The organism is Rhizobium sp. PL01 (assembly GCF_033447125.1).
Classification (GTDB): domain Bacteria; phylum Pseudomonadota; class Alphaproteobacteria; order Rhizobiales; family Rhizobiaceae; genus Pararhizobium.
The window spans coordinates 578,846-601,929 of sequence record NZ_JAWQUM010000001.1 but is presented as its reverse complement, the minus strand read 5'-3'; the positions used below and the strand labels follow the sequence as shown (position 1 = coordinate 601,929).

Below are 23,084 nucleotides of genomic sequence, written 5' to 3'. Positions count from 1 at the left end.
ACCGGCCCTTTAAAATTGAGCGTGGCGGGGAATGAGTGCCACACTCAAAAGAGTGTCTTCCCTCAGCCGTGCCAGAGCCCCTCGCGCACCAGCTCGTCCATCGTCTGGCGGATGCTGCTGCGCAGGATCGCCGTCATCTCGTCGATCTGAGGCACGGTGATGATCAGCGGCGGCGACATCACGCACATGTTGATCAGCGGCCGCACCAGAAGCCCAAGCTCCTGGCAATGCTTGTCGATGCGCTTCCCAACTTCGAGATCCAGTATCAGCGGATTGTTATGCAGGCGGTCGGCGACACATTCGATACAGGCCATCAGCCCGACGCCGCGCACTTCACCGACCAGTGGTAAGTCTTCGAGCGTCTTCAGGCTCGCTTGAAAATGGCCAGAAATCGCACGCGCATGATCGAGCAAGCCCTCCTCCAGAATATCGAGGTTCTTCAGCGCAACGGCACAACCAATTGGGTGGCTGGAATAGGTCAGCCCATGGGCGAACATCGCATCGGGATGGTTGGAGCGGCGCAGCTCTTCGAACAGGCGCGACGAGATCATCACCCCACCGAGCGGGAAATAGCCGGAGGTCACACCCTTGGCGAAGGTGATCATGTCCGGCTCGATACCGAAGACATCCTTGGATGCAAAGACATGCCCAAGCCGCCCGAAAGCCGTCACCACCTCGTCGGCGATGAACAGGATATCGTTGTCGGAGCAAAGCTGCCGCATCTGGCGCAGATAACCATCCGGCGGCACGATGACCCCGCCGGACGCCATCACCGGCTCGGCAATGAACGCGCCGATGCAATCAGCCCCCCTTGCCTCGATGACCGCCCGAAACTCTTCGACCAGAGTATCGCAGAATTCAGCCTCGCTCATAGCCTCCGGCCGGCGAAAAGGATTGGGGCAGGAAAGCTTGATCACCTGCTCGTTGGCGCTGTCCATCCAGTCATGATCGCGCGGACGGCCGTTCAGCGAGGCGGAAAGATAAGTCGATCCGTGATAGCCGCCCTGCCGCGAGACAATCAGCTTCTTCTCCGGGCGTCCCTTCACATTGTTTGCAAACTGCATGAAGCGCAGCGCCGTCTCGACCGCCGAGGAACCACCCGTCGTATAGAAGACGTGGTTGAGATCGCCAGGCGCGTGACCGGCAAGCCGGGCCGACAGCGTGACCGACGGCTCGTTCATCGTGTACCAGGGCGAATTGTAGGAAAGGTCCATGGCCTGCTGGTGGAGCACGTCAGCAAGTTCCTTGCGCCGGTGTCCGGCATTGACGCACCACATGCCGGCAGGACCATCGATCAGTCTGCGTCCTTCGCCGTCGGTAACATAGATGCCGTCGCCGCTGACAATGCCGCCGCGCGCCTCGGCGCCGATTTCACCGGCCGTCGGCCAGGGCTGAACGAGATGGTCCTTGGCCAGCGCCACCATGCTTTCCGATGTCTCGAGGGAACCGATCACATCTTCACGTTTCGCTGCCATCTGTCATCTCCACATGTATTTTTACAGTACTATTTCAATTCAAACATCTGAATTAAAATAATAATTCCTATTATTTTGAATGTCCGTTCAATCAATATTGACAGAAAAAAGGCTTGCGTTCAATCCCGTTTTGCGCTCATTCTGAGTCCGGGAACAAAGAACGGCGGAAAACCGCCCGGGACGGACGATATGATGCGATCCCTGTATTTTCACTGTTGTACCGGCATATCGCCGGAAAGGCGGCGCTGATGGTGGCGCTGCCAGGCTCCGTTGAAGCGGAGAACAAACAGCCCCTTGCCGGGAGCCGCCGCTGGGCGGCAAGCGACGAGGCAAAGGGGTTGACGTTGATCTCGCCGACCCTGCTCTACGCGCTGGCACTGCTCTTTCTGCCGGTTCTCATCGTCATCGCCTACAGCTTCTGGTCCCAGGATTACCTGACCATCGACCGCAGTTTCACGCTTGAGAATTATCGCGTCGCGCTGACGGAACCGATCTACCGCGACCTGCTCTGGCGCTCTCTCACCATCTCGCTTGCCGTCAGCGTTATCACCGTCACCTTTTCCTATCCCGTCGCCTGGTTCATTTCCTTCCACGGCGGCGTCCACAAGAACCTCTGGCTGTTCCTGATCACCGTTCCTTGCTGGACCAGCTACCTGCTGCGCGTCATGTCCTGGAAGGTCATCCTCGGCTATCAGGGCGTGCTGAATACGGGACTGATGTCGACGGGCCTGATCGACAAGCCCGTCGCCTCGCTGCTTTATAATTCCAACGCCGTCATCATCACACTGGTCCACAGCTGGGCTGCCTTTGCCATCCTGCCAATCTATGTTTCGCTGGAAAAGATCGACCGGTCGCTGATCGAGGCGGCGCATGATCTTGGCGACAACAAGGTCTGGAGCTTTCTGCGCGTCACCCTGCCGCTGTCATTGCCGGGCGTCATTTCGGCTTTCCTGATCGTGATGATCCCGACCGTCGGCGATTACGTCACGCCAAAACTGGTCGGCGGCAAGGACGGCGTCATGATCGCCACCGCTATCCAGGCGCAGTTCGGCAAGGGCGCCAACTGGCCGCTCGGCGCCGCACTCTCCGTCACAACCATGCTGATCGTATCGGCCATGGCCGGCTGCATGGTGCTGGCACTGAAACTCTTCGTGAGGCGGATCAAATGAGCGGTCGGCACGGCATTCGAAAGTCCCGCTGGCTGCCTGTCTACGTGACGGCTTACCTTGCCTTCCTCTACCTGCCGATCCTGCTTTTGCCGATCTTCTCGTTCAACAATGCCGCATCGACCACATTCCCGCTCGCCGGCTTCACCACCAAATGGTACGCCGCACTCTGGGGCAATACGGCGATGCTGGATGCGGCACGCAACAGCCTTGTGGTCGGCCTCTGCGTTTCCATCCTCTCGACCGGCCTTGCCATCTGCGCCGCCCGCGCCGTCACCCGTTACAAATTCCGCGGCCAGCGCGCCGCAACCGGCCTCTTGATGGCGCCGCTGTTCCTGCCGGAAATCATCGTCGCGGTGTCACTGCTGATGATCGTGCTGCAGCTGGGTATCGAACTGTCGCTGGCAACAGTCATTCTCGGCCAGACGGTGTTCTGCCTGCCCTATGCTCTGTCGGTGCTGATCTCCGGCTTCGACGGTTTCGATCGTTCGCTGGAGGAAGCCTCGCTCGATCTCGGAGAAACGGCCATCGGCACGTTCCGCCGGGTAACGCTGCCGGTGGTGTCGCCCGCCATCATCTCCAGCCTGCTGGTCTCCTTCACCATTTCACTGGACGAGTTCATCCTCGCCTTCTTCCTGTCAGGCACAGAGCCGACACTGCCAGTCTATATCTGGGGGCAGCTGCGTTTCGCCGCCAAGCTGCCAAGCGTGCTCGCGCTCGGAAGCCTGATGATTGCTCTGTCGATCCTCCTCGTCACAACTGCCGAAATCCTGCGCCGCCGTGCCGAAAACCGCCTCAAAGCTGGAGCCGCCGCCCATGGCTGATACGCCCATGATCGAAATTGACGCCGTCAGCCGCTACTACGGCATCTACCGGGCGCTGGACGATGTCACGCTCGATATCGCCGCTGGCGAGTTCTTCTCGCTGCTTGGCCCATCGGGCTGCGGCAAGACCACCCTGCTGCGCTCGATCGCAGGCTTCGATACGCCAACCTCCGGCGACATTCGCATCGACGGCCAATCCGCAATCGACCTGCCACCCAACAAGCGGCCGACCAATATGGTCTTCCAGAACTACGCCATCTTTCCGCACCTGAACGTCGAGGAAAACGTCGCCTACGGCCTGAAACGCCTGAAACTGAATGCAGGCGACGAACGCCAGCGCGTCAGCAATGCACTGGAACAGGTGCGGCTCTCGCATCTTGGAAAACGCAAGGCCCACGAACTGTCCGGCGGCCAGCGCCAGCGCGTCGCCCTTGCCCGGGCGCTGGTGATGCGGCCGAAGGTTTTGCTGCTGGACGAACCGCTATCGGCACTCGACAAGAAGCTGCGCGAGGAAATGCAGGTCGAGCTGCGCACCCTGCAAAAAGCCGTCGGTATCACGTTCGTGCTGGTCACGCATGATCAGTATGAGGCCTTGGCCATGTCTGACCGGATCGCCGTGATGTTCGGCGGCAGGATCGCCCAGGTGGCGACGCCGAAGGAGATCTACCAGCATCCCCTCACGCGTCAGGTCGCGGATTTTCTCGGCGGCATGAATTTCATGCAGGCAAAGATCATCAGCGAAAGCGCCGTCAATCTCTCCGTCGAGACCACCCGCTTCGGCAATGTCACGATCGCCAAGCCCAAGGGTTTTGCCGCCAGCAACGGCCAGGCCACCATCGGCATCCGGCCGGAACGCCTGCGGGTTCTGTGGGACGACGCCAAGGCGGACTGTGAGGTTACCGGCCATGTGGTCGACCGGCACTATTTTGGCGAGATCACCCACCTGATCGTTGATGTGCCCGGCCTCGAAAAACCGCTATCGGTATCAGAAACCAACAATTTTGGCGCCGACGACATTCCGGTCGGCGCGCCCATCCGGCTGGCCTACGATCCGGACGCACTGGTGGCAATGGCGGATTGATGGGCCGTGATTACCCGCACAGCTGCCTCGCGGCCGGCAATGATGGCGCCCTCGATATAGGCGGGAAATGACGACGCAAGTTCCGATGAAGCAAAGTAGACCGGAGGCACGCCAGCGCGAAGAATGTCTTCCGCATCATAGGCAGCAAGATCGGTGATCACGTCGCTGTAGCCGCCCCCGCTCCAGGGATCGCCGACCCAGTCACGGATCAGGAGCCCTGTGACATCGGCCGCAGCCTCTCCCAGGGCCTCCACCAGCCGGCGACGAATTTCCGTCTCGATGAACGCGGTTCCCTTCGTGCTCCAATCGACCGCCAGCGGACCGCCAGCAAACACGACCAGCGCCGTTGCCTGCGCACTGCTGACGTCGCAGGCGAAAAGCCCAAGCGTATCGCGCCACATGACCATGCCGCTCAAACCGCGATCCTGCCAGAAGGGCCGCTCATAACGCACCAGCGCCTTGATCACCGTGCCGCTCTCCCAGGCGGCCAAGGCACCAGTCAGTGGCGCTGGCAGGCCGGGCTCATGCACGATGCGTGACGCCATCACCGGCGGCACGGCAATGATCACCTGACGCGCGGTCAACGTTTCGCCTGCGCCCGTCGCCACCTCTACCGAACCATCTGCACGGGCAATCCGGACGACAGGCGTAGCCAGCCTCAAGCGCCGGCCGAGTGTTGCGGCCAAAGCCTCAGCTGCAGCATGGATCGTTCCTTCGGCGAAATACTGCAGTTCGTTGCCATTGCTGATCGTGCGCCGGTCATTGTCGATCAGATACCAGAGCGGGATTTCCCCGATCGCGCGGCACCACAGGCCCTCGACCATCGCCTGATAGCTGGCTTTTGCGCTGGGCGGATCGCTCTGACGGGCAAGCCATTCGCCCGCCGTCAGCCCGGCAATATTCGGATCGCGTGGATCGATCCTATTGGCCCGGGCGCGGATCCGTCCGGATTCTGCAAAGGACGAACCAGTCCCGGCAGACGCCTGCGGCTGAACCAGAAAGGCGCCTTCCAGCGGCGTTTCCGCCAATGGTACACCGAACCGCCGCGTTAGTGCCATCACATTGGGCATCTCGTCGCAGATGAACTGTCCGCCCGTATCCATCCACACGCCATCAGCAAAAGCCGCTGCCTCCACCCGCCCGCCAACGCGGTCGCGCGCTTCCAGCACGATGACATCGAGGCCAGCCGAGACCAGCGCATCTGCCGCCGAAAGGCCGGTAAAACCGGCCCCCACGACAATCACGTCTGCATCATATCCGCTCAATAGCCTGCCTTGATCTTCTCGAATTCGGCAATCATCTTCTGGCGCAATTCAGTCGGCATCGGTGACTGGAACAGTGTCTTGTCGACGAACTTATCGACATCGGCATAGCCCTTCGCCGCCAGGATCTTCGGATCCACCGCTGCCATGCCCTTGCCGTTGGAATGGCCGTAGCCCCAGTCATTGACCAGATATGTGGTAATGGCCGGATCGCTGATCGAATTCAGGAAATCATACTGTTTGGCTTCGTCGCCTTCAGCCCCCTTCAGCCGAACGTAGCCGCAGACCCAGGTGGAAAGCCCTTCCGTCGTATCCCGCTTGACATCAGCCGGCACGCCATCCTTCTGCAGTGTCGTCACAGTCTCGTTCCACGCCCAGGCCAGATCGACTTCGCCGCTCGCCATCGCCTGGCTGACTTCCGTGTTGTCGGTCCAGTAGAGCCGGACATTCTTGTGCACTTCGCGCAGGAAGGCGGATGCTTCCGCAAACTGGGCGTCGGTCATCTTCGTCCAGTCCTTCACACCGATGACAAGACTAGCCAGCGCGTAGGCATCATCGACATTGTCACCGATCGAGACCCGGTCCTTGAATTTCGGATCGGCAAAGGCTTTCAGCGACTGAACCTCTTCCGGCTTCACCGTGTCGGTCCGATAGGTCAGCACCGTGTTGCCCCACTCGAACGGCAGGAACCAAGCTGTGCCGTCGTCGGACGTCATCAGCCCTTTCATCGCCTTGATGCCGGGCAAGACATCATTCCAGCCTGTGAGCTTGGAGGTATCGAGGGGTTCCAGCAAGCCTGCCTCGCGCCACTTGTTGACGCTCTGCGAACAGGGATGGGCAAGGTCGGCCTTGAAGCCGGAGCGCAGTTTCTGGAATGCTTCTTCCTCATCGCCAAAGAAGCTGAAATCAGGCTCCGTGCCATATTTTGCGGCATAGGCCGGATGGAAGGCCGGGTCCTCATAACCGGACCAGTCGAAGACGGTGATATTGTCGGCGGCACGCGCGGTAAAAGCTGCGCCGGAAATCAGCGAGGCCAGCAACGCCGCCCTGCCCATATGCCTGACCATTCCCATTACTCGCATGCCGGTCTCCTTCGCCGTTTTCAGCTGTTCCCTATTTCGGACCCTGATGGGTCATATGGCCCGGAAAAACCGAGACCAGATATTCGATCGCCGCCCCGTGGGCCTTTTCGCGTGTCAGCCCGTCGCCCATCATCAGCCGGAACCACAGGCCTTCCATCATGGCGCTGAGTGCAAGCGCGATGGTTTCGGCGTCATAGGTATAGGGCGCCTCGGCTTTGAGCTGGGCGCAGAGCGCAACGAACAGATCCTGATATTTGACGTCGCGGGCGCCGCAGAGCGCCTGATAGGTCGGCCGCGATTTGGCTTCGCCCCAGAAGGCGCACCAGGCTGCAAGCTTGCGCTTGGTGCAGATCTTGCGGTCGAAATCGGCTGCCACCAGTGCCCAGAGCTGCGAGGACGCCGCCTCGCCCGCCTTCTCCAGTGCCGCACCCCAATGGGCGGCATATTCGTCGGCCATGAACTGCAGCGTGGCGATCAGCAGTTTTTCCTTGCTCTCGAAATGAAAATTGACGATGCCACGCGACAGGCCGGCGCCATCGGCGACATCGGCCAGCGTCGTCTCGGAATAACCACGCTTGGCAAGCGAATCGATGGTCGCCTCGATCAACTGCTGGCGCCGTGTTTCCTTGGATGCCTTGCGGCCACGCTTATCGCTCTCGCCGGCTTGCACCGCCGCAGACACTGCCTTCATTCTCACCGCTACCTTCTTGCCTTTCAGGCTGAGAACGACGCTCATGACACGTTCCCGCCCGGTTTTTCACCGCGCAGATGAGTGGGACAATGCTCACCGGTGTCAAGAACCTTCTGCATGGCCGTCCAGGTGTGAATGTTCTTCGCGACATAGGCCTCACCGACCGCCTCGACGGCCGCGGCGTGAAGCGTCCCTTGCAGCCGCGCAAGCTCCTGACGTGCCACCTCGCGATACCAGCCGTTGCGGTTGTCAGCCCTCGTTTCAATGAAACCGGCAACCTGCATCGCCGACAGATAGCGCGATGCCGATGCCATTCCGAAACTCAGTCCTTCAGCGGCCAGATAATCCCGCATGTCCGGCGATGGCTCACCATCATGACCGATCATCCAGTCGGACGCGGCAAAGGTGCCGCCCGGTTTCAACACGCGGAAAATCTCGCGAAAGATCGCCTCCTTATCCGCCACATGCACAAGCGCGTCCTTGGAAAAGACGATGTCAAAGCTCGCGTCGGCAAATGGCAGTTTTCCAGGCGCTGCCTGAACGAAGGAAACATCCGCCGCCAGCCTCGCCCGTTTCGCAGCAAGACGAGCCCTTTCGATCACCGGCAGTTCGACATCAAAGCCGGTCATATGCGCGGGACCATAGGTTTGGGCGATATGCAGCGTGATGCCGCCTGCTCCACAGCCCAGATCGAGAATGCGCTTCCCGGACAGATCGAGACCGGCCAGAACCCTGTCCACCTCCTCCGGTCCACCCGGCGAAAGATAGCCCTCACCCCAGAGAACCCCCAGAAAGCGGATCGCCGCCTCGTCATATTCCGGTTCCTGCGCTGACGTTTCGATCATCCCGTCTTTCCTGCCGCATGGCCTCTGACACGAAATCCTATCGCATAATCAGAGGATTGCAACATACTTGCTGAATATTCATTCAATATAACTGGACAACATTCTGCTTTTCATGCCAGATTTTTCACAATGAGGGAGACAGCCCATATGAAAAAATACGATGTGGTGATGATCGGAGGCGGCCATAACGGCCTGGTCGCGGCCTGCTATCTGCAGCGTGCCGGACTGGATGTGCTGGTGCTCGAAAAGAACGATTGGGTCGGTGGCGCCGCCACCAGCCGCGAGCTGACACCGGGCTTCCTCTACTCCAACTGTTCCTATGTCTGCTCGCTGTTTCGCCCGGAAATCATGCGGGACCTCGAATTGCCGAAACATGGACTTCAGGTCATCGCCTACGAGGGCGGCGCGGTGTTTACCCGCGACGGCGACTATATCGCCTCCTACCGCGATCATGACAGCCACCGCCGCGAATTCGCCCGCTATTCCAAGCGCGACGCCGAGGCCTATGACCGCTACGCCCGCGACGTCACCCGTCAATGCCGTTTCATTCAGCCACTGCTGATGCGCACAGCCCCCGACCCGTTCTCGTTCAAGCCTCGCGACATTTCCGAACTGCTCTATCTCGGCAAGAAGTTCGGTGAATTCTCCGCCCATGACATGGCGCAAACATTGCGCTTCTGGACCATGTCGATTTCCGATTTCCTCGACGAATATTTCGAGACCGACGTCATCAAGGCCTATCTCGCGCTGTCCGGCATCATCGGCACCGCCCTTGGCCCGATGTCGCCCGGCACAGCCTATGTTCTGCTGCATCATTACATGGGTGAAGTCGACGGTTCCGTCGGTGCCTGGGGTTATGCCCGCGGCGGGATGGGAGCAGTCACGCAAGCACTCGCCTCGTCCTTCAAGGCATCGGGCGGCACGATCCGAACCGGGGCCGATGTCGCCAAGGTCATGACCCGTAGCGGCCGCGCCACCGGCGTCGTCCTTGCCGATGGCGAGGAAGTGCGCGGCAACCTCGTGGTGTCTAATGCCGACGTCAAGCGCACCTTCCTGAAGCTTGTCGAGGAAGACGCCCTGCCCGATGTCTTCGTCCACCGCGTCAAGCACTTCAAGATGCGCGGTTCGTCCGGCAAGCTCAACATCGCGCTCGACAGCCTGCCGGAATTTCCCGCCCTGCCGAAAAATTCCTCCTGTATTCGCGGCGACCTGCATTTCACCGATTCGATGGAACGCATGGAGCGCGCCTATGACGACTGGAAGGCCGGGAAGTATTCCGCCGACCCCTTCGTTGACATGGTGATTCCGACGACGCTCGACCCGACTATGGCGCCTCCGGGCAAACATTTCATGAGCTGCTTCGTCCAATATTGCCCGCCGCAACTCGAAGGCCGCGACTGGACGGACGCCGACCGTGATGCCTTTGCCGAGACCGTCGTCAGCCAGATCGCCGATTATTCCCCCGGATTCCGCGACCGTATCCTGCATATGGAAGTGCGCACGCCACGCGAGATCGAAGCGGAAGTCGGCCTTACCGAAGGCAATATCTTCCAGGGCGAGCTGACCTTCGACCAGCTGCTGTTCAACCGCCCGGTGCCCGGCTACGCGCAATATCGAACGCCGGTGCCCGGCCTCTATCTCTGCGGCTCGTCCACCCATCCCGGTGGCGGCGTCATGGGCGCCCCCGGCCGCAATGCCGCCGCCGAAATCCTGCGCGACATGAAACGCAAACCCGCTGAAATGAGCCCGGCCCATGACGTCATCTGATCTCGCCCGGACACCATCCACCTCGCCGGCCACTTTCGACGCCATCGTCATCGGCGGCGGCCATAATGGCTTGACGGCAGCTACCCTGCTTGCCCAGAGCGGCCGCAAGGTCGTCGTTCTGGAGGCCGCCGAAAGCACCGGTGGCACTCTCCGCGGTTTCGAATTCCACCCCGGCTATCGCTCCACCGGTCTCGCCCATATCGTCAACCGGCTTGATCCGGATGTCGCCACGCTGCTCAAGCTCGAGACCAAATCCGTCGAGCCACTGCCGACCGTCGCACTCTCCGCAGATGGCAAACACGCCGTGTTACGCGGCGCCTATGGTGAGACCATCGATGGCGCCAGCCCGGCCGAGGCCAAAGCCTTTGCGGCAATGCGCAAGAAGCTGATATTCCAGGCCAGCATTCTCAAGCGCTTCCTCAAACGCCGCCCGCCGGAGATCGGCAAAGTCGGGATGCGCAATCTTGGATCCTTTGCCGGTGCAGGCCTCAGCCTGATCACCAAAGGCCGGGAAGAAGGCCGCGATTTCCTGCGCATGCTGTTGATGAACGTCGCAGATGTCGCCGACGAATATCTGAGCGATGACCGGCTCAAGGGCCTCGTCGCCTTCGATGCCACGCTTGGCATCCATCTCGGCCCACGCTCGCCGACCTCCCTGCTCGGCCTCTATTATCGCCTGACCGGCGAAACCGGCGGCAGGACAGGCACACAATATATCCCCCAGGGCGGCATGAACACGCTTGCTCCGGCCTTCGAAAAGGCCGCGATATCGGCCGGAGTTTCCGTCCGTACTGGAACGGCAGTCGCCCGTATCCTTGCCGATCGCGGCACGGCAACCGGCGTCGTGCTCGACAATGGCGAACAGCTGAATGCCCCCATCATCGTCTCCGCCATCCATCCACAGGCGACCTGTCTAAAGCTCTGCGACACCGCTGAACTCGGAACCGGCTTCGCCCGCTCCGTCAGCAATATTCGATCGAGGGGCAATGTCGCCAAGCTCGATCTGGCGCTCGACCGGTTGCCCATTTTCACCGGCGTCGCGGCGGATGACCATCGCGGCCGGATGGTCATCGCCCGCTCCATCACCCATGTCGAAAGCGCGTTTAACCCGGCAAAATATGGCGAATTCTCGAGCGATCCGGTGATGGAGATCACCCTGCCGAGCCTCGCCAATCCGGCGCTCGCCCCCTCCGGTAGCGCTACCCTTTCAGCCCTCGTCGAGTTCGCACCCTATGACCTCAAAGGTGGCTGGGAAAACGGCAAACCGGCATTTGAAAAGATCATCCTCGAAACACTGGAACGCTATGCCCCGGGATTGAACAAGAGCATCATCGCCAAAAGCCTGATGACGCCTGCCGATATGGAAACACAGTACAATCTGCCCGGCGGACATTGGCATCATGGGGAATTGCAGGCCGATCAATTGCTGGTCAATCGCCCGGTCAATGCTGCCTCTGGCTACATGACGCCGCTTTCGGGCCTCTATCTGGCCAGCGCCGGTTCACATCCGGGTGGTGGCATTTCCGGCCTGCCGGGGCTTCTCGCCGCGCGCCACATTCTTTCGGGAGACAGAGCATGATGCTGGAGATGAACACCCGCCGCGCGCTGCAGAGCCATATTGCCACGCCGCGATTCGAGACCCCGTTCCATCCACGTATCGCAGCCCTCAGCGAGACCAATGACTGGTACACTTGGGCCGGCTACAAGGCACCGCATTCCGTCTTCGACGAAGAACTCGAATATTTCGCGATCCGCTCGACGGCGGCACTGTTCGATATCTCGCCGATGGTCAAATACCGGATCGCCGGGCCGGATGCGGAGCGTTATCTCAACCGCCTGACCGTCCGCAACGTCGCCAAGCTCGGCATTGGCCGGGTCCATTACACTGCCTGGTGCGATGACCACGGGCATGTGCTCGACGACGGCACGCTGTTCCGCCTCTCGACCGAAACCTTCCGCCTCTGCTGCCAGGAACGCCACCTGCCCTGGCTCCTCGACAGCGCCATCGGCTTTGATGTCATGGTCGAGGAGGAGACGATACAGATCGCCGGACTGGCTTTGCAGGGTCCGACATCCTTTGCCGTCTTGTCCAAGGCAGGTTTTGACGGCATCGAACGTCTGAAACCCTTCCAGCTCGCCGATTTCCCGCATGAGGACGGCACCGTCACCATCTCGCGCACCGGCTTCACCGGTGATCTCGGCTACGAACTTTTCATCCCGGCAGAAGCAGCGTTGAGCCTCTGGGATCGTCTCTGGGCTGCTGGACAGCTTCACGGTATCCGCGCCATTGGTTATGCCGCGCTCAACCGCGCCCGTATCGAGGCCGGCTTCATCGTCGCCAACGCCGATTTCATGACGGCGGAGACGACGCTGCGCGCCGACCGCGCCCGTTTGCCCGATGAGATCGGGCTGGACTGGCTGGTCGATCCTGAGAAGCCGAACTTCAACGGACGTAAAGCGATACTTGAAGCGCGGCGGAATCAAACTCTGAAGCACGTGCTCGTCGGCCTTGAAATTGAAGGCAATATTCCGGCCGACGGGGCAATCATCTATCACCGGAAAAAGTACGAGGCAGGCCTCGTCAGCGCCGCCATCTGGTCGCCGCTTGCCAAGCGCAATATCGCCATCGCCAGCCTGACGCGGCCCTATGGCACGCGCCTCACCGAAGACCTCTGGGTGGAAATCTACGCTTTGCGCGAACTGCAATACCAGAAGATGATGAAACGCGCCCGCATCGTGCCGCGACCTTTCATCAAGCTCGACCGCCGCGCCGCCTCCCCGCCCGGCCAGTTCTGACGGTCAAGAAATGGACGACGAAACGCGCCAGAACTGGGAACTCGTCAAGACGCCGCCGGGAATCGAATGGTCCGGCCGCACCCGCTATGCCGCCGCAACCTTTCTCTACCATCAGGGAGAAATGAGCGCCGATGTGCTGGAGGTCTATCGCATCTGTTCGCGGCTCGATGCCGAAGACCCGCTGGATGTCTTGCGGCGATGGCAGATCGGGGCGGATTGGATGGAGCGGATGCTCGCCGCCCGCTGATCTCCGTCCGTGTGGCAAATCGGGTCAACCGTAGTTCAGAACATCGTTTCAAAAGCAGATTCCGAAATGAATCCTGCTCTGGAACCTTCTCGAATCTCGAACGTTTGAGTGCTGCAATTTCAAGAAGAAGCATGAGGACGACGTTGAGTTACAAACGCTTTCCAACCCCCGTCAGAGTGATCATCAGACAGAGCCAGGAAAACATCATCGCTACCGCCTGGGATGCGGTCGAATTCCTGCGCCGGTGGCCGGGCAAGCGTGGCCTTGCCTATCGCCGCGCCCTGCAGCATTGCCTCGACGCCCTCGACGGTATCAGCAGTCCGCAGAAAGCCTGGGCCTCGTTTGTATCAGCCATGAAGGAAGAAGGCGTACTCATCTGATTCCTGCGACTTTTGATGATCGTCGATGCCCGGACCTTCTGTCCGGGCATTTTCTTTTTGGGATTGCCCCAAGATTCGCCACTTGAAAACACGCCGTTTCCGGCGTTGAATGCCCTCACCGTGTCCCGTTGAAACGCGAAAACGTCATGACTTTCGCCGTTTGCGACACTGCACTTTCCAGCGAGAAATCCACATCGCGGGCTTGCCGTTCCCAAAAACGCGAATATACTCAGGAATAATTATTTCCACAGAGTGAAATAAATAAGGGAACAAATCATGGCACTTAGCTGGCGTTTTTCCGCCTTGGGCGACCGACATCGGGCACTGGGATCAAACCTTGAAGACTGGAGCGGCATGGGAACCGCCTGGACTTACGACAAGGATATCTCCGAAGAGCACATCGCCGTGCGCACAAAGGCCGGCATCATGGATGTCTCGGGCCTGAAGAAAGTCCATCTCGTCGGCCCGCATGCGATTGCCATTCTGGAATACATCACCACCCGCGACATGACCAAGGTCTATCCCGGCAAGTCGGTCTATGCCTGCATGCTCAATGATCGCGGCCATTTCACCGATGACTGCATCGTCTACCGTACTGGCCCGAATTCCTGGATGCTGGTGCATGGCTCGGGTTCCGGTTTCGAGGAAATAGTCAAGCAGGCACAGGGCCGCAATTGCGCCGTCCTGTTCGACGACGACCTGCATGACCTGTCGCTACAGGGACCGCTCGCCGTCGACTATCTCGAAAAATACGTGCCCGGCATCCGCGATCTCAAATACTTCCATCACATGCAGACGACGCTGTTCGGCGCGCCGGTGATGATCTCGCGTACCGGCTATACCGGCGAGCGCGGTTATGAAATCTTCGTGCGCGGCCAGGATGCCGGCATGGTCTGGGACCGCATCGTCGATGAAGGCAAGGCGATGGGCATCATCCCCGTCTGCTTCAGCGTTCTCGACATGCTGCGGGTCGAAAGCTATCTGCTGTTCTACCCCTACGACAATTCGCAGATGTATCCGTTCGCCAACGAGCAGCCCGGCGACAGCCTGTGGGAGCTCGGTCTCGATTTCACCGTCAGCCCCGGCAAGACCGGTTTTCGCGGCGCGGAAGAACACGCGCGTCTCAAGGGCAAGGAACGCTTCAAGATCTTCGGCCTGCTGGTCGAATCCGACGGCCCGACCGATCTTGGCGACGAAGTGTGGTCTGGCGACAAGAAGGTCGGCGTCATCACCTGCCCATCCTATTCCAAACTGACCAACCGCTCGATGGCGATCATGCGCGTCGAGGTTCCCTATGCCGTCCAGGGCACCAAGCTCGAGGTAAAGGGCAAGACCGTCAGCGCGTCGGCCATCGCCCACACCATCACCTTCGATGATCCGAAAAAGACGAAACGGACGGCGCAGGGCTGACAGTATGCTCGTTCAAGGGATCAAAAGCAGGCCAGAATATAAAGGGCTCGACATCGATCCCTACGCCAAACGCCACCTCTTCGTCCTCGAGGGCGAAGGGGCGGCAGCCCTGACCGATCAGGTGGAAACCAAGGGCACGGATTTCCTGACACGATCGGAAATCCTATATCTAGCCGCAGGAGCAGCGCCCAAAGCCTATGACGCGGCGTTGTCTGCCTTGTCGGCCGATATCTTCTGGCAGGCGCCGACACTACAGCCGCTGCTGTTTCGTCTGCGCGCCTGTCTTGAGCAGGCCCGGATGGGAACGCGGCTTTATATCTCCGGCACCGAAGGCTTCATCGGCCAGATCATGCAGGTGGCTCTGGAATTCGGCATCGATTTCAACTCGATCCACACCGAGCATCGCGGCTCGACGGCGCGGCGGGTGCAGTGTGTGCACTGCAAGGGCATCACCGACAATGTGACGACCAGCCCCTTTGCCTGCAGCCATTGCGGACTTCCTCTTTTGGTTCGTGACCACTACTCCAGACGCCTCGGCGCCTTCCAGGGCGTCAACATCGATGCGGAAGAACCGGGGACTGCCCCGGCACCTGAGGAGATGTTCCCATGAGCCTCAACACCGATATGCCCGTCCGGGTCGCAGCCGTCACCCAGGTGACCGATCTGGTCAAGCGCTTCCGCTTCGAGCGGCTGGACGGCCATCCCATGCCGTTCTTTTCCGGCGGCGCCCATGTCGTCGTCTCGATGAACGACAACGGCCTATTGCGCCGCAACCCCTATTCGCTGATGTCCAATCCGGACGACAACAGCGCCTATGAAATCAGCGTGCTCAGAGTTCCCAATTCCCGCGGCGGCTCGGTCTTCATGCACGAACAGGTTCGCCCCGGCGACCAGCTGACAGTCAGCCAGCCGGTCAACCTGTTTGCCCCGGATCATCGCGGCCGCAAGCACATCCTGTTTGCCGGCGGCATCGGCATCACCCCGTTCATCGCCATGATGGAACAGTTCAGCCGCGACAATATCGCCTTCGAACTGCACTATGCCATCCGCTCGCGCTCGCACGGCGCTTACTGGCAACAGCTGCTCGACCGATATGGCCCGCGCCGCATCAAGATCTATGTCGACGAGGAAAAGACCTATATCCCCGTCGCCGAAATCGTCGAAAACCAGCCACTCGGCACGCATCTCTATGTCTGCGGTCCGGCCGGCATGATCGACGGCGTGCTGATGACTGGGCTTAAAGCCGGGTGGCCGAAGGAAAACCTGCACTCGGAGCGCTTCCTTGCACCGCCGGCCGGTCTACCGTTCCAGGTCTTCCTCGAAAAATCCAACATCCATATGACCGTCGGCGAGCACCAGAGCATTCTGGAGGCCGCCGAGGCCCATGGCTGCGATGCCCCCTACATGTGCCGCGGCGGCGCCTGCGGCCAGTGTGAAACCGAGGTCTCGTCCTGTGACGGCGCGCTCGAGCACAACGATATCTACCTGTCGGACGAGGAAAAGGCGTCCGGCAAGAAAGTGATGATCTGCGTCTCGCGCTTCAAAGGCCAGCAACTCGTTCTTCAACTCTAGAACACCTCGACGATAAGGCGTTTTATCCAATTGTTTTGCCGCAGTTCCAAACGGAAAACCGCTTCGCACTTTTCCTGGAACTGCTCGAACCCCGGAGGGCCGGACAGATGACCATTACGTTCAGGAGCGAAACGTTCCGCAACGACTTCACCTTCCGCAACAGCCTCACCAACATCAGGCGCTTTCCCTTCCCCTTCGACCGCGACGAATACATGTATTCCGTCAATATGGAGCCGCATACCCGCGGCAAGGCCGACAGCGTCTTTGAAAACCTGATCGACGTCGACGAGCACTACGTCGCCGAGATGCAGGACCGGGCGATGGTGTTGAAGGAAGACCCGCTGCGATGCCAGGCCCTGCCGCACATGATGGCGGCGCAGTGGGACGTGCTGGAACTGCTGATGGAGCATCAGGCACAGGATTACCCCGCGCACTTCACTCTCACAAAGAACGGCGACCGCTGGCGCTGGATCAACCGGCCGATGGGGATCGACGACACCTTCACCTTCGGCGACCCATCCACCCTGCCCTATCCGCCGATGGAATACATCACCCGCCAGGCCCAGGGCGATTTCTGCATCGTCGATCAGCGCGACAACAATCTCTGGATGGATGCCGGCATGGTCACCACCCAGGCCGACTGGTCGCTCGATTTCGATATCGGCATGAATTTCATGGAATGGCATGGCCCCGTGCCGCTCGCCCACCAGATCGGCGTCTTCGACCGGGCACTGAAATTCCTGCTCAACCTGCAGCAAGGCAAGCCGACCCGCCGCCTCAACTGGACGATGACCGTCAATCCGCGGCTCGATACCTCGCCGGAAAACTACCACAAATGGGGTCCGGACCGCCTGACCGTGACGCCCGAGAATGTCGGCGAGAAAATGCACCTGCGCGTCGAACTGCAGAGCCTCTGGCGCCTGCCGCGCTCCAACGCCATCCTCTTCGTCATCCGCTGCTACCTGATCAGCCTCGACGAACTGGTAACCGTCCCCAAATGGGGCCGCCGCCTGCCACGCGTCCTCAAAAGCCTGCCGCCAGAAATCATCGACTACAAGGGCCTCACCCGCAACCGCCCGATCATGATCGACTGGCTGGCGAAATATGATGACGGCGCACCGACGAGTGCGGGGATTTATCCGGATTGAGGATCTGATGAGGGCAATCCTCTCACTCCGTCATTCCTGTGCTTGTCACAGGAATCCAGCCACGCGACGTCCGTCGCGTGAAAAGAGTCTTCTAGCGGCGCGGACGCGCCGCTGCTGGATCCCCGCCACAAGCGCGAGGATGACGGAGAGAAAAACGGCCCTGCGACTATCAAGACAAAGGCGACAAAAAACGCCTGAAAACAAAGGGAACTGACACATATGACCAGAGTAGCCGTGATCGGCGCCGGGCCTTCGGGCCTCGCCCAATTGAGAGCCTTCCAGTCCGCCGCCCAGAAGGGTGCGGATATTCCCGAAGTGGTCTGCTTCGAAAAGCAGGCCGACTGGGGTGGCCTGTGGAACTACACCTGGCGCACCGGCCTCGACGAATATGGCGAGCCAGTCCATGGCAGCATGTACCGTTATCTCTGGTCGAACGGCCCCAAGGAGTGCCTGGAGTTCGCCGACTATTCTTTCGAGGAGCATTTCGGTAAGCCGATCGGCTCCTACCCGCCCCGCGCCGTGCTCTGGGACTATATCAAAGGCCGCGTTGAAAAAGCAGACGTGCGAAAATGGGTGCGCTTCTCGACACCGGTGCGCATGGTCCGGTTCGATGAGGAGAGCAAGACCTTCACCGTCACTGCCCATGATCGGGTCAACGACGTGATGTACGACGAAATCTTCGATTACGTCGTCGTCGCCTCCGGCCACTTCTCCACTCCGCACGTCCCCTATTTCGAAGGCGTGAAAACCTTTGGCGGCCGCGTCCTGCATGCCCATGATTTCCGCGATGCGCTGGAGTTCAAGGACAAGAACGTGCTGATCGTCGGCCGTTCCTATTCGGCCGAGGACATCGGATCGCAATGCTGGAAATATGGCGCGAAATCCGTGACCACCACCTACCGCTCCAAGCCAATGGGCTTCAAATGGCCGGAACGCTTCGAAGAGCGGCCGCTATTGCAGAAACTGGTCAACAAGACAGCCCATTTCGCTGACGGATCGACCAAGGAAGTCGACGCGCTGATCCTGTGCACCGGCTATCTCCACCACTTCCCGTTCCTGCCCGACGATCTGCGCCTGAAGACCGCCAATCGCTTGTGGTCCGACAACCTCTACAAGGGCGTCGTCTACGAGGACAATCCGCAGCTGATGTATATCGGCATGCAGGACCAGTTCTACACCTTCAACATGTTCGACGCCCAGGCCTGGTTCGCCCGTGATGTCATCATGGACCGGATCAAGCTCCCCTCAAAGGACGCGATGAAGGCGCATTTCGACACATGGCGTGCCCGCGAGGAAACGCTTGAAGATGCCGAACAGATGATCTGGTTCCAGGGCGATTATGTCATCGAACTGCTTGCGGACACCGACTATCCGAAGTTCGATGTCGAAGGCACCAATCAGACGTTTATGGAATGGGAGCACCACAAGGGCGAAAACATCATGGGCTTCCGCGACAATGCCTACAAATCGCTGATGACCGGCACCATGGCGCCAAAACATCACACGCCGTGGCTGGAAGCGATGGATGATACGCTGGAAGTCTATCTGAAGAACTGACCGCATTTCCCGATAAGACCGCCGAAGGCCATTTCCCCGGCCTTCGGCGTAATGATTTTAGCTCGCCAATATATTCCCAACAAATCACCCGTCTTTTACCACCCCTCCAGCCATGACCGGATTAGCCATGGACTTTCTGAGCAGTGTCCTCGGTCGCATGAACGGGTTTCTCTATCGCTGCCGGGCCGACGAGCACTATACGATGCTCGACATGACCAACGGTATTCAACGGATCTTCGGCTATCCCTCCGACGAGATCGTCGGCAACCGTGTGCGCACCTTCACCTCGATCATGTGCGAGGAGGACGTACCCGCCATGGACGCGGTCGTCGGCAAGGCGCTGGAAAACCGCACCGACTGGACGCTGGAATACCGTATCCGCCACAACAGCGGTCATTTCATCTGGGTCACGGAAACCGGTGGCGGCGTCTGGAACGAAAATGGCGAACTGCTTTATCTCGAGGGCAGTATCGTCAATATCGAATCCCTCTACCAGCGCATCGACGAACAGACCGCCGACATGCGCGCGACCGCCTCCCGCACCGCTGAAATCCTGCATTCCCTGCGCTACCTGAAACTGCTCGCCGTCAACGCCGGCATCGAGGCGGCCCGCGCCGGAGCAGCCGGCGCCGGCTTCGCCGTCCTCGCCTCGGAAATGCGCACGCTGGCCAACGATTCCGAAGCGGTCGCGCGGCAGATTGCGACGGCGCAAGGCAAATCGGGCTGACCCGTTTCAGATCCGGAGCGCAAGACTCTGACGGGTCGCACAGCTCACAATAAGCGTTTTTGTGATTTCTTCTTATCCATGATAGAATGCCCGAAAGGAGTACTCCGCATGGCAACCATGACCATATCCCTGCCTGATCCCATGAAACAATGGATCGAAGCCCAGATCAGCAAGGGCGAATACGCTAGCACAAGCGACTATGTGCGCGATCTCGTGCGCCGCGATCGATCCCGCAAAGATCAGGAACTGACGATTGAAGACTTGCGCCAGATCGTTGCGGAATCCCGTTCGAGCGGACCCGGCAAGCAAAGCATCGACGAGATTTTCGAAAATGCCGAGCGCCTTGCCAGAGCAAGGGGCGTTGTGCGTGATTAGCTACACGCTAACTGAGCGTGCCGAAGATGACCTGCTCGCTCTGTTTCTCGATGGCATCGAAATGTTCGGCCTAGCTCAGGCCCGTCGCTATAAGGATGAACTGGACCGCTGTTTTCAGCTGATAGCATCGCGTCCGCAGATGGGACGGCTCGCCCCATTGATCGGCGAAGGTGTACGGCGGCACGAGCATCAGAGCCATATCATTCTCTACGAAGAAGCAAGAGAGACCCTCATCATCCTCGCACTCGTGCCAGCAAAAAGCGTTCGCCTTCTGAAACTCTAAGGACTTACCGAGCCCATCCCCATCACGACCGCGGCTTCAGCTTCTGCGGATCGTAATGGGCAAACGGCACGATCTTCGCCGGCAACCGCTTCTGCTGGCCATCCAGCTTGCCAATTTCCACCTCCGTACCAATCTCCGAATGCAGCACATCCATCCGCGCCAGCGCAATCGTCTTCTTCAAAAGCGGAGAGCGCGTCGCACTGGTGACGACGCCAACCTGTGCCCGGCCGATATGCACCGTATCGCCATGGCCGACCGCATCATTGGCGTCGATATCGAGCCCGACCAGTTTGTAGCGCGGGTTTTCCTTGCGCTTGATCAGCGCCTCGCGGCCGATGAAATCCTCGGTCTTCGATTTCAGCGGAACAGTGAAACCGATACCGGCTTCGAAAGGATCGGTCTGATCAGAGAAATCGTAATGGGCAAACACAAGCCCCGCCTCGATGCGCACCATGTCGAGCGCTTCCAGCCCCATCGGTTTCAGCCCATGCTTCTGACCCGCTTCCCAGACTGCATCGAAAACGGTGAGCGCGTCTTTGGGATGACAGAAGATTTCGTAGCCGAGTTCGCCGGTATAGCCGGTGCGTGAAACAACCACCGGCGCACCTTCGAAATGGCCAATGCGGCCGACGGCGAAGCGGAACCATTCAAGTTCGCCAATCGATGGCTGCGACGGCGCTGTCCAGATGATTTCCTTGATGATCTCGCGGCTGTTCGGCCCCTGAACCGCCAGATTGTGCATCTGGTCGGTGGATGAACGGACCCAGGCCTTGTAGCCCATCTTCTCCGCCTGCTCGCGCAGCCAGATGCCGCTCAGATCATCGCCGCCGATCCAGCGGAAATTGTTGTCACCCAGCCGGAACACCGTGCCATCATCGATCATCCCGCCGTTCTCGTAGCACATCGCCGTATAGATCACCTGCCCCGGTGACAGCTTGCGAATATCGCGGGTAACGCAATATTGCAGCAGCGCCTCCGCATCCGGGCCAGTCACCTCGAATTTTCTGAGCGGCGACAGGTCCATCACCACCGCCTTTTCCCGGCACGCCCAGTATTCCTCGATCGGCCCTTCATTGTTGAATCGGTTCGGCAGCCAGTAGCCGCGATATTCCACATGATTGCGGGTCAGGCTTGAGAGGCGCGGGTGGAAGGCGGTTTCCTGGGTCATTTCGGGCTCTGCATCTGGGGTCATTCGGATGGCGACGGCGCGCGAGAATTTTTCCTTGTCCGAATAGGTGCGGACATGAATGTCGGTCGGGTTCCACGCATTGGCCGCATCGATATCATCAGGACAGGACGACGACACGCAGACGAGATCGGTCAGCGCCCGCATCAGCACATAGTCGCCCGGTCGCGACCAGGGCTCGTCGAGATAGAGCTGGTTATGGTGGTCGACATTGGTGTTGTAGAAATAGTTGAGCGCTTCCCAGCCCTTGCGCGGCGCAATGCCATAGGGCGCCAGCGCATGGTTGAAGTTATCAGTGCAATTCACATGTCCCGGATAGCCCATGTCGTCGTAATAGCGTGAATTGCAGGCGGTCGCGAAGGCGTCATGGCGCCCGACCGTATCCTGCACGATCTCCACCAGCGGCTCGAAATCCCGGTCGAACGCCTTGGATGGCAGGCCAGGCGTCGGATAGCTCCGTCCCAGCAACGTCCGCGTCACCGTCGCATCGAGCGCCAGATCCAACCCCTTATCGACCTTGCGGGCCGAAAAAGCCTGAAAGTCGGTGCACTGACGGCCCGAAACGTCGATGACCTGAATGAACTCACCGGCCCGCACGAAATAGGCCGAAGCCCGTGCCGCCCGAATGCGCAGATCCTGCACCGGATCGGCCATCGGTTCCGGCAGCATTTCCTCATAGGAACGTTCTATCTTCGAACGCGTCACGCGTAATTCCAGCGCGGTCGCGGTATTCTGTGCCTCCGCATCCATTGGCGGCGCAGGAGCCGCAACAATCAGCAGCCCGTCGAGCGCAATGACCAATTCGGCCGCAGCCCCCGGTGATGAACTTTCACCGAACAGCACCAGCGCCTGTGCGCCAGCCGGATCGACATTTCGTCGTTTCAAAGCACCTAACGTTCGCCGCGCGCTGTCCTCGTCGCGGGCAAGAATCTCCTGGAGCCCATAGGCTGGCCGCGAAAACCCGACGCCAAGACCAGCCGCATTAAAACGGCCCCGGGCATCGACGAAGCTGACCTCGCAAAGCTGGCCGCCCTCGATATCCTTGATGCTGATCCGGTCACCCGTCATGACCTTGATAACCGTCGTTCCGCGCCCTTTGACGCGGTAGCGCTCGACGCCTGCGGCAAGCGCGGGGATGCCCGGCCGCAGAATCGTGCTGGGCCGCGGCGGCATCAAGGCGCCGGCAAATCGTCCGGAATCGGTCATCTCA

Annotated in this window: 22 protein-coding genes; 16 read left to right on the top strand and 6 right to left on the bottom strand. The window is 59.9% G+C overall.

The window, feature by feature from the left end; all coding sequences use genetic code 11:
- Positions 1–62: 62 nt before the first annotated feature.
- Entirely contained in the window at positions 63–1,475 is a 1,413-nt protein-coding gene (locus R6X40_RS02800; protein WP_318410760.1) for an aminotransferase, read from the bottom strand.
- Positions 1,476–1,723: 248 nt separating this feature from the next.
- On the opposite strand from R6X40_RS02800, the gene R6X40_RS02795 reads away from it, so the two are divergent.
- From R6X40_RS02795 to R6X40_RS02785, 3 genes are read left to right on the top strand one after another with little or no spacing between them, the layout of a single operon-like run.
- Positions 1,724–2,644, top strand: coding sequence for an ABC transporter permease (locus tag R6X40_RS02795; RefSeq protein WP_318410758.1), 921 nt, complete (start codon positions 1,724–1,726; stop codon positions 2,642–2,644).
- Positions 2,641–3,465, top strand: coding sequence for an ABC transporter permease (locus R6X40_RS02790; protein ID WP_318410756.1), 825 nt, complete (start codon positions 2,641–2,643; stop codon positions 3,463–3,465). The genes R6X40_RS02795 and R6X40_RS02790 overlap by 4 nt, the downstream gene beginning before the upstream one ends.
- Positions 3,466–3,472: 7 nt before the next feature.
- Positions 3,473–4,546: an ABC transporter ATP-binding protein gene (locus R6X40_RS02785; protein WP_318411294.1), complete on the top strand. Its 1,074-nt coding sequence runs from the start codon at positions 3,473–3,475 to the stop codon at positions 4,544–4,546.
- On the opposite strand, the gene R6X40_RS02780 is transcribed toward R6X40_RS02785, so the two are convergent.
- The 4 genes from R6X40_RS02780 to R6X40_RS02765 are packed head-to-tail and all read right to left on the bottom strand — an operon-like array spanning position 4,510 to position 8,426.
- Entirely contained in the window at positions 4,510–5,811 is a 1,302-nt protein-coding gene (locus tag R6X40_RS02780) for a flavin monoamine oxidase family protein (RefSeq protein WP_318410754.1), read from the bottom strand. The two genes, R6X40_RS02785 and R6X40_RS02780, sit on opposite strands and share 37 nt — an antisense overlap.
- The gene (locus tag R6X40_RS02775; RefSeq protein WP_318410753.1) at positions 5,808–6,890 is read right to left on the bottom strand and encodes an extracellular solute-binding protein; all 1,083 of its coding nucleotides are present in this window, start codon (positions 6,888–6,890) and stop codon (positions 5,808–5,810) included. Before R6X40_RS02775 ends, R6X40_RS02780 begins: the two co-directional genes overlap by 4 nt.
- Before the next feature lie 31 nt (positions 6,891–6,921).
- The gene (gene betI / locus R6X40_RS02770; RefSeq protein WP_318411293.1) at positions 6,922–7,581 is read right to left on the bottom strand and encodes a transcriptional regulator BetI; all 660 of its coding nucleotides are present in this window, start codon (positions 7,579–7,581) and stop codon (positions 6,922–6,924) included.
- A gap of 41 nt (positions 7,582–7,622) precedes the next feature.
- Positions 7,623–8,426, bottom strand: a complete 804-nt coding sequence (locus R6X40_RS02765; protein WP_318410751.1) for a class I SAM-dependent methyltransferase — start codon at positions 8,424–8,426, stop codon at positions 7,623–7,625.
- Positions 8,427–8,573: 147 nt separating this feature from the next.
- On the opposite strand from R6X40_RS02765, the gene R6X40_RS02760 reads away from it, so the two are divergent.
- From R6X40_RS02760 to R6X40_RS02700, 13 genes are all read left to right on the top strand, one after another.
- The gene (locus R6X40_RS02760) at positions 8,574–10,193 is read left to right on the top strand and encodes an NAD(P)/FAD-dependent oxidoreductase (protein WP_318410749.1); all 1,620 of its coding nucleotides are present in this window, start codon (positions 8,574–8,576) and stop codon (positions 10,191–10,193) included.
- Positions 10,180–11,772, top strand: coding sequence for an NAD(P)/FAD-dependent oxidoreductase (locus R6X40_RS02755; protein WP_318410748.1), 1,593 nt, complete (start codon positions 10,180–10,182; stop codon positions 11,770–11,772). Before R6X40_RS02760 ends, R6X40_RS02755 begins: the two co-directional genes overlap by 14 nt.
- Positions 11,769–12,989 carry an aminomethyltransferase family protein gene (locus R6X40_RS02750; protein WP_412178307.1) on the top strand — a complete coding sequence of 407 codons (1,221 nt, stop codon included), beginning with the start codon at positions 11,769–11,771 and terminating at the stop codon, positions 12,987–12,989. Before R6X40_RS02755 ends, R6X40_RS02750 begins: the two co-directional genes overlap by 4 nt.
- Before the next feature lie 10 nt (positions 12,990–12,999).
- Positions 13,000–13,236 carry a hypothetical protein gene (locus R6X40_RS02745; protein ID WP_318410746.1) on the top strand — a complete coding sequence of 79 codons (237 nt, stop codon included), beginning with the start codon at positions 13,000–13,002 and terminating at the stop codon, positions 13,234–13,236.
- 131 nt (positions 13,237–13,367) lie between these two features.
- Positions 13,368–13,616, top strand: a complete 249-nt coding sequence (locus tag R6X40_RS02740; protein ID WP_318410745.1) for a DUF982 domain-containing protein — start codon at positions 13,368–13,370, stop codon at positions 13,614–13,616.
- A gap of 276 nt (positions 13,617–13,892) precedes the next feature.
- Entirely contained in the window at positions 13,893–15,026 is a 1,134-nt protein-coding gene (locus tag R6X40_RS02735) for an aminomethyltransferase family protein (protein WP_318410744.1), read from the top strand.
- A gap of 4 nt (positions 15,027–15,030) precedes the next feature.
- Positions 15,031–15,636 carry a dimethylamine monooxygenase subunit DmmA family protein gene (locus R6X40_RS02730; RefSeq protein ID WP_318410742.1) on the top strand — a complete coding sequence of 202 codons (606 nt, stop codon included), beginning with the start codon at positions 15,031–15,033 and terminating at the stop codon, positions 15,634–15,636.
- The gene (locus tag R6X40_RS02725; RefSeq protein ID WP_318410740.1) at positions 15,633–16,598 is read left to right on the top strand and encodes a PDR/VanB family oxidoreductase; all 966 of its coding nucleotides are present in this window, start codon (positions 15,633–15,635) and stop codon (positions 16,596–16,598) included. The genes R6X40_RS02730 and R6X40_RS02725 overlap by 4 nt, the downstream gene beginning before the upstream one ends.
- A gap of 107 nt (positions 16,599–16,705) precedes the next feature.
- Positions 16,706–17,746, top strand: a complete 1,041-nt coding sequence (locus R6X40_RS02720) for a DUF3445 domain-containing protein (RefSeq protein ID WP_318410739.1) — start codon at positions 16,706–16,708, stop codon at positions 17,744–17,746.
- A gap of 219 nt (positions 17,747–17,965) precedes the next feature.
- Entirely contained in the window at positions 17,966–19,303 is a 1,338-nt protein-coding gene (locus R6X40_RS02715) for an NAD(P)/FAD-dependent oxidoreductase (RefSeq protein ID WP_318410737.1), read from the top strand.
- Between the two features lie 127 nt (positions 19,304–19,430).
- Positions 19,431–20,030, top strand: coding sequence for a PAS domain-containing protein (locus tag R6X40_RS02710; RefSeq protein ID WP_318410735.1), 600 nt, complete (start codon positions 19,431–19,433; stop codon positions 20,028–20,030).
- Positions 20,031–20,138: 108 nt separating this feature from the next.
- On the top strand, positions 20,139–20,405 hold the full coding sequence (locus tag R6X40_RS02705) for a type II toxin-antitoxin system ParD family antitoxin (protein WP_318410733.1): 267 nt from the start codon (positions 20,139–20,141) through the stop codon (positions 20,403–20,405).
- Positions 20,398–20,688: a type II toxin-antitoxin system RelE/ParE family toxin gene (locus tag R6X40_RS02700; RefSeq protein WP_318410731.1), complete on the top strand. Its 291-nt coding sequence runs from the start codon at positions 20,398–20,400 to the stop codon at positions 20,686–20,688. The genes R6X40_RS02705 and R6X40_RS02700 overlap by 8 nt, the downstream gene beginning before the upstream one ends.
- 22 nt (positions 20,689–20,710) lie before the next feature.
- Here R6X40_RS02700 and R6X40_RS02695 read toward each other — a convergent pair whose 3' ends face one another.
- Complete coding sequence (locus R6X40_RS02695) at positions 20,711–23,080, bottom strand: DUF1989 domain-containing protein (RefSeq protein WP_412178306.1); 2,370 nt, start codon at positions 23,078–23,080, stop codon at positions 20,711–20,713.
- Positions 23,081–23,084 lie beyond the last annotated feature (4 nt).

Coding starts and splice junctions, on each gene's coding strand:
- R6X40_RS02740 (WP_318410745.1), top strand. CDS start 13,368: ATGAGGACGACGTTGAGTTACAAACGCTTTCCAACCCCCGTCAGAGTG.
- R6X40_RS02760 (WP_318410749.1), top strand. CDS start 8,574: ATGAAAAAATACGATGTGGTGATGATCGGAGGCGGCCATAACGGCCTG.
- betI (WP_318411293.1), bottom strand. CDS start 7,581: ATGAAGGCAGTGTCTGCGGCGGTGCAAGCCGGCGAGAGCGATAAGCGT.
- R6X40_RS02715 (WP_318410737.1), top strand. CDS start 17,966: ATGACCAGAGTAGCCGTGATCGGCGCCGGGCCTTCGGGCCTCGCCCAA.
- R6X40_RS02750 (WP_412178307.1), top strand. CDS start 11,769: ATGATGCTGGAGATGAACACCCGCCGCGCGCTGCAGAGCCATATTGCC.
- R6X40_RS02785 (WP_318411294.1), top strand. CDS start 3,473: ATGATCGAAATTGACGCCGTCAGCCGCTACTACGGCATCTACCGGGCG.
- R6X40_RS02725 (WP_318410740.1), top strand. CDS start 15,633: ATGAGCCTCAACACCGATATGCCCGTCCGGGTCGCAGCCGTCACCCAG.
- R6X40_RS02695 (WP_412178306.1), bottom strand. CDS start 23,080: ATGACCGATTCCGGACGATTTGCCGGCGCCTTGATGCCGCCGCGGCCC.
- R6X40_RS02765 (WP_318410751.1), bottom strand. CDS start 8,426: ATGATCGAAACGTCAGCGCAGGAACCGGAATATGACGAGGCGGCGATC.
- R6X40_RS02735 (WP_318410744.1), top strand. CDS start 13,893: ATGGCACTTAGCTGGCGTTTTTCCGCCTTGGGCGACCGACATCGGGCA.
- R6X40_RS02730 (WP_318410742.1), top strand. CDS start 15,031: ATGCTCGTTCAAGGGATCAAAAGCAGGCCAGAATATAAAGGGCTCGAC.
- R6X40_RS02800 (WP_318410760.1), bottom strand. CDS start 1,475: ATGGCAGCGAAACGTGAAGATGTGATCGGTTCCCTCGAGACATCGGAA.
- R6X40_RS02790 (WP_318410756.1), top strand. CDS start 2,641: ATGAGCGGTCGGCACGGCATTCGAAAGTCCCGCTGGCTGCCTGTCTAC.
- R6X40_RS02710 (WP_318410735.1), top strand. CDS start 19,431: ATGGACTTTCTGAGCAGTGTCCTCGGTCGCATGAACGGGTTTCTCTAT.
- R6X40_RS02795 (WP_318410758.1), top strand. CDS start 1,724: ATGGTGGCGCTGCCAGGCTCCGTTGAAGCGGAGAACAAACAGCCCCTT.
- R6X40_RS02755 (WP_318410748.1), top strand. CDS start 10,180: ATGACGTCATCTGATCTCGCCCGGACACCATCCACCTCGCCGGCCACT.
- R6X40_RS02705 (WP_318410733.1), top strand. CDS start 20,139: ATGGCAACCATGACCATATCCCTGCCTGATCCCATGAAACAATGGATC.
- R6X40_RS02775 (WP_318410753.1), bottom strand. CDS start 6,890: ATGCGAGTAATGGGAATGGTCAGGCATATGGGCAGGGCGGCGTTGCTG.
- R6X40_RS02720 (WP_318410739.1), top strand. CDS start 16,706: ATGACCATTACGTTCAGGAGCGAAACGTTCCGCAACGACTTCACCTTC.
- R6X40_RS02745 (WP_318410746.1), top strand. CDS start 13,000: ATGGACGACGAAACGCGCCAGAACTGGGAACTCGTCAAGACGCCGCCG.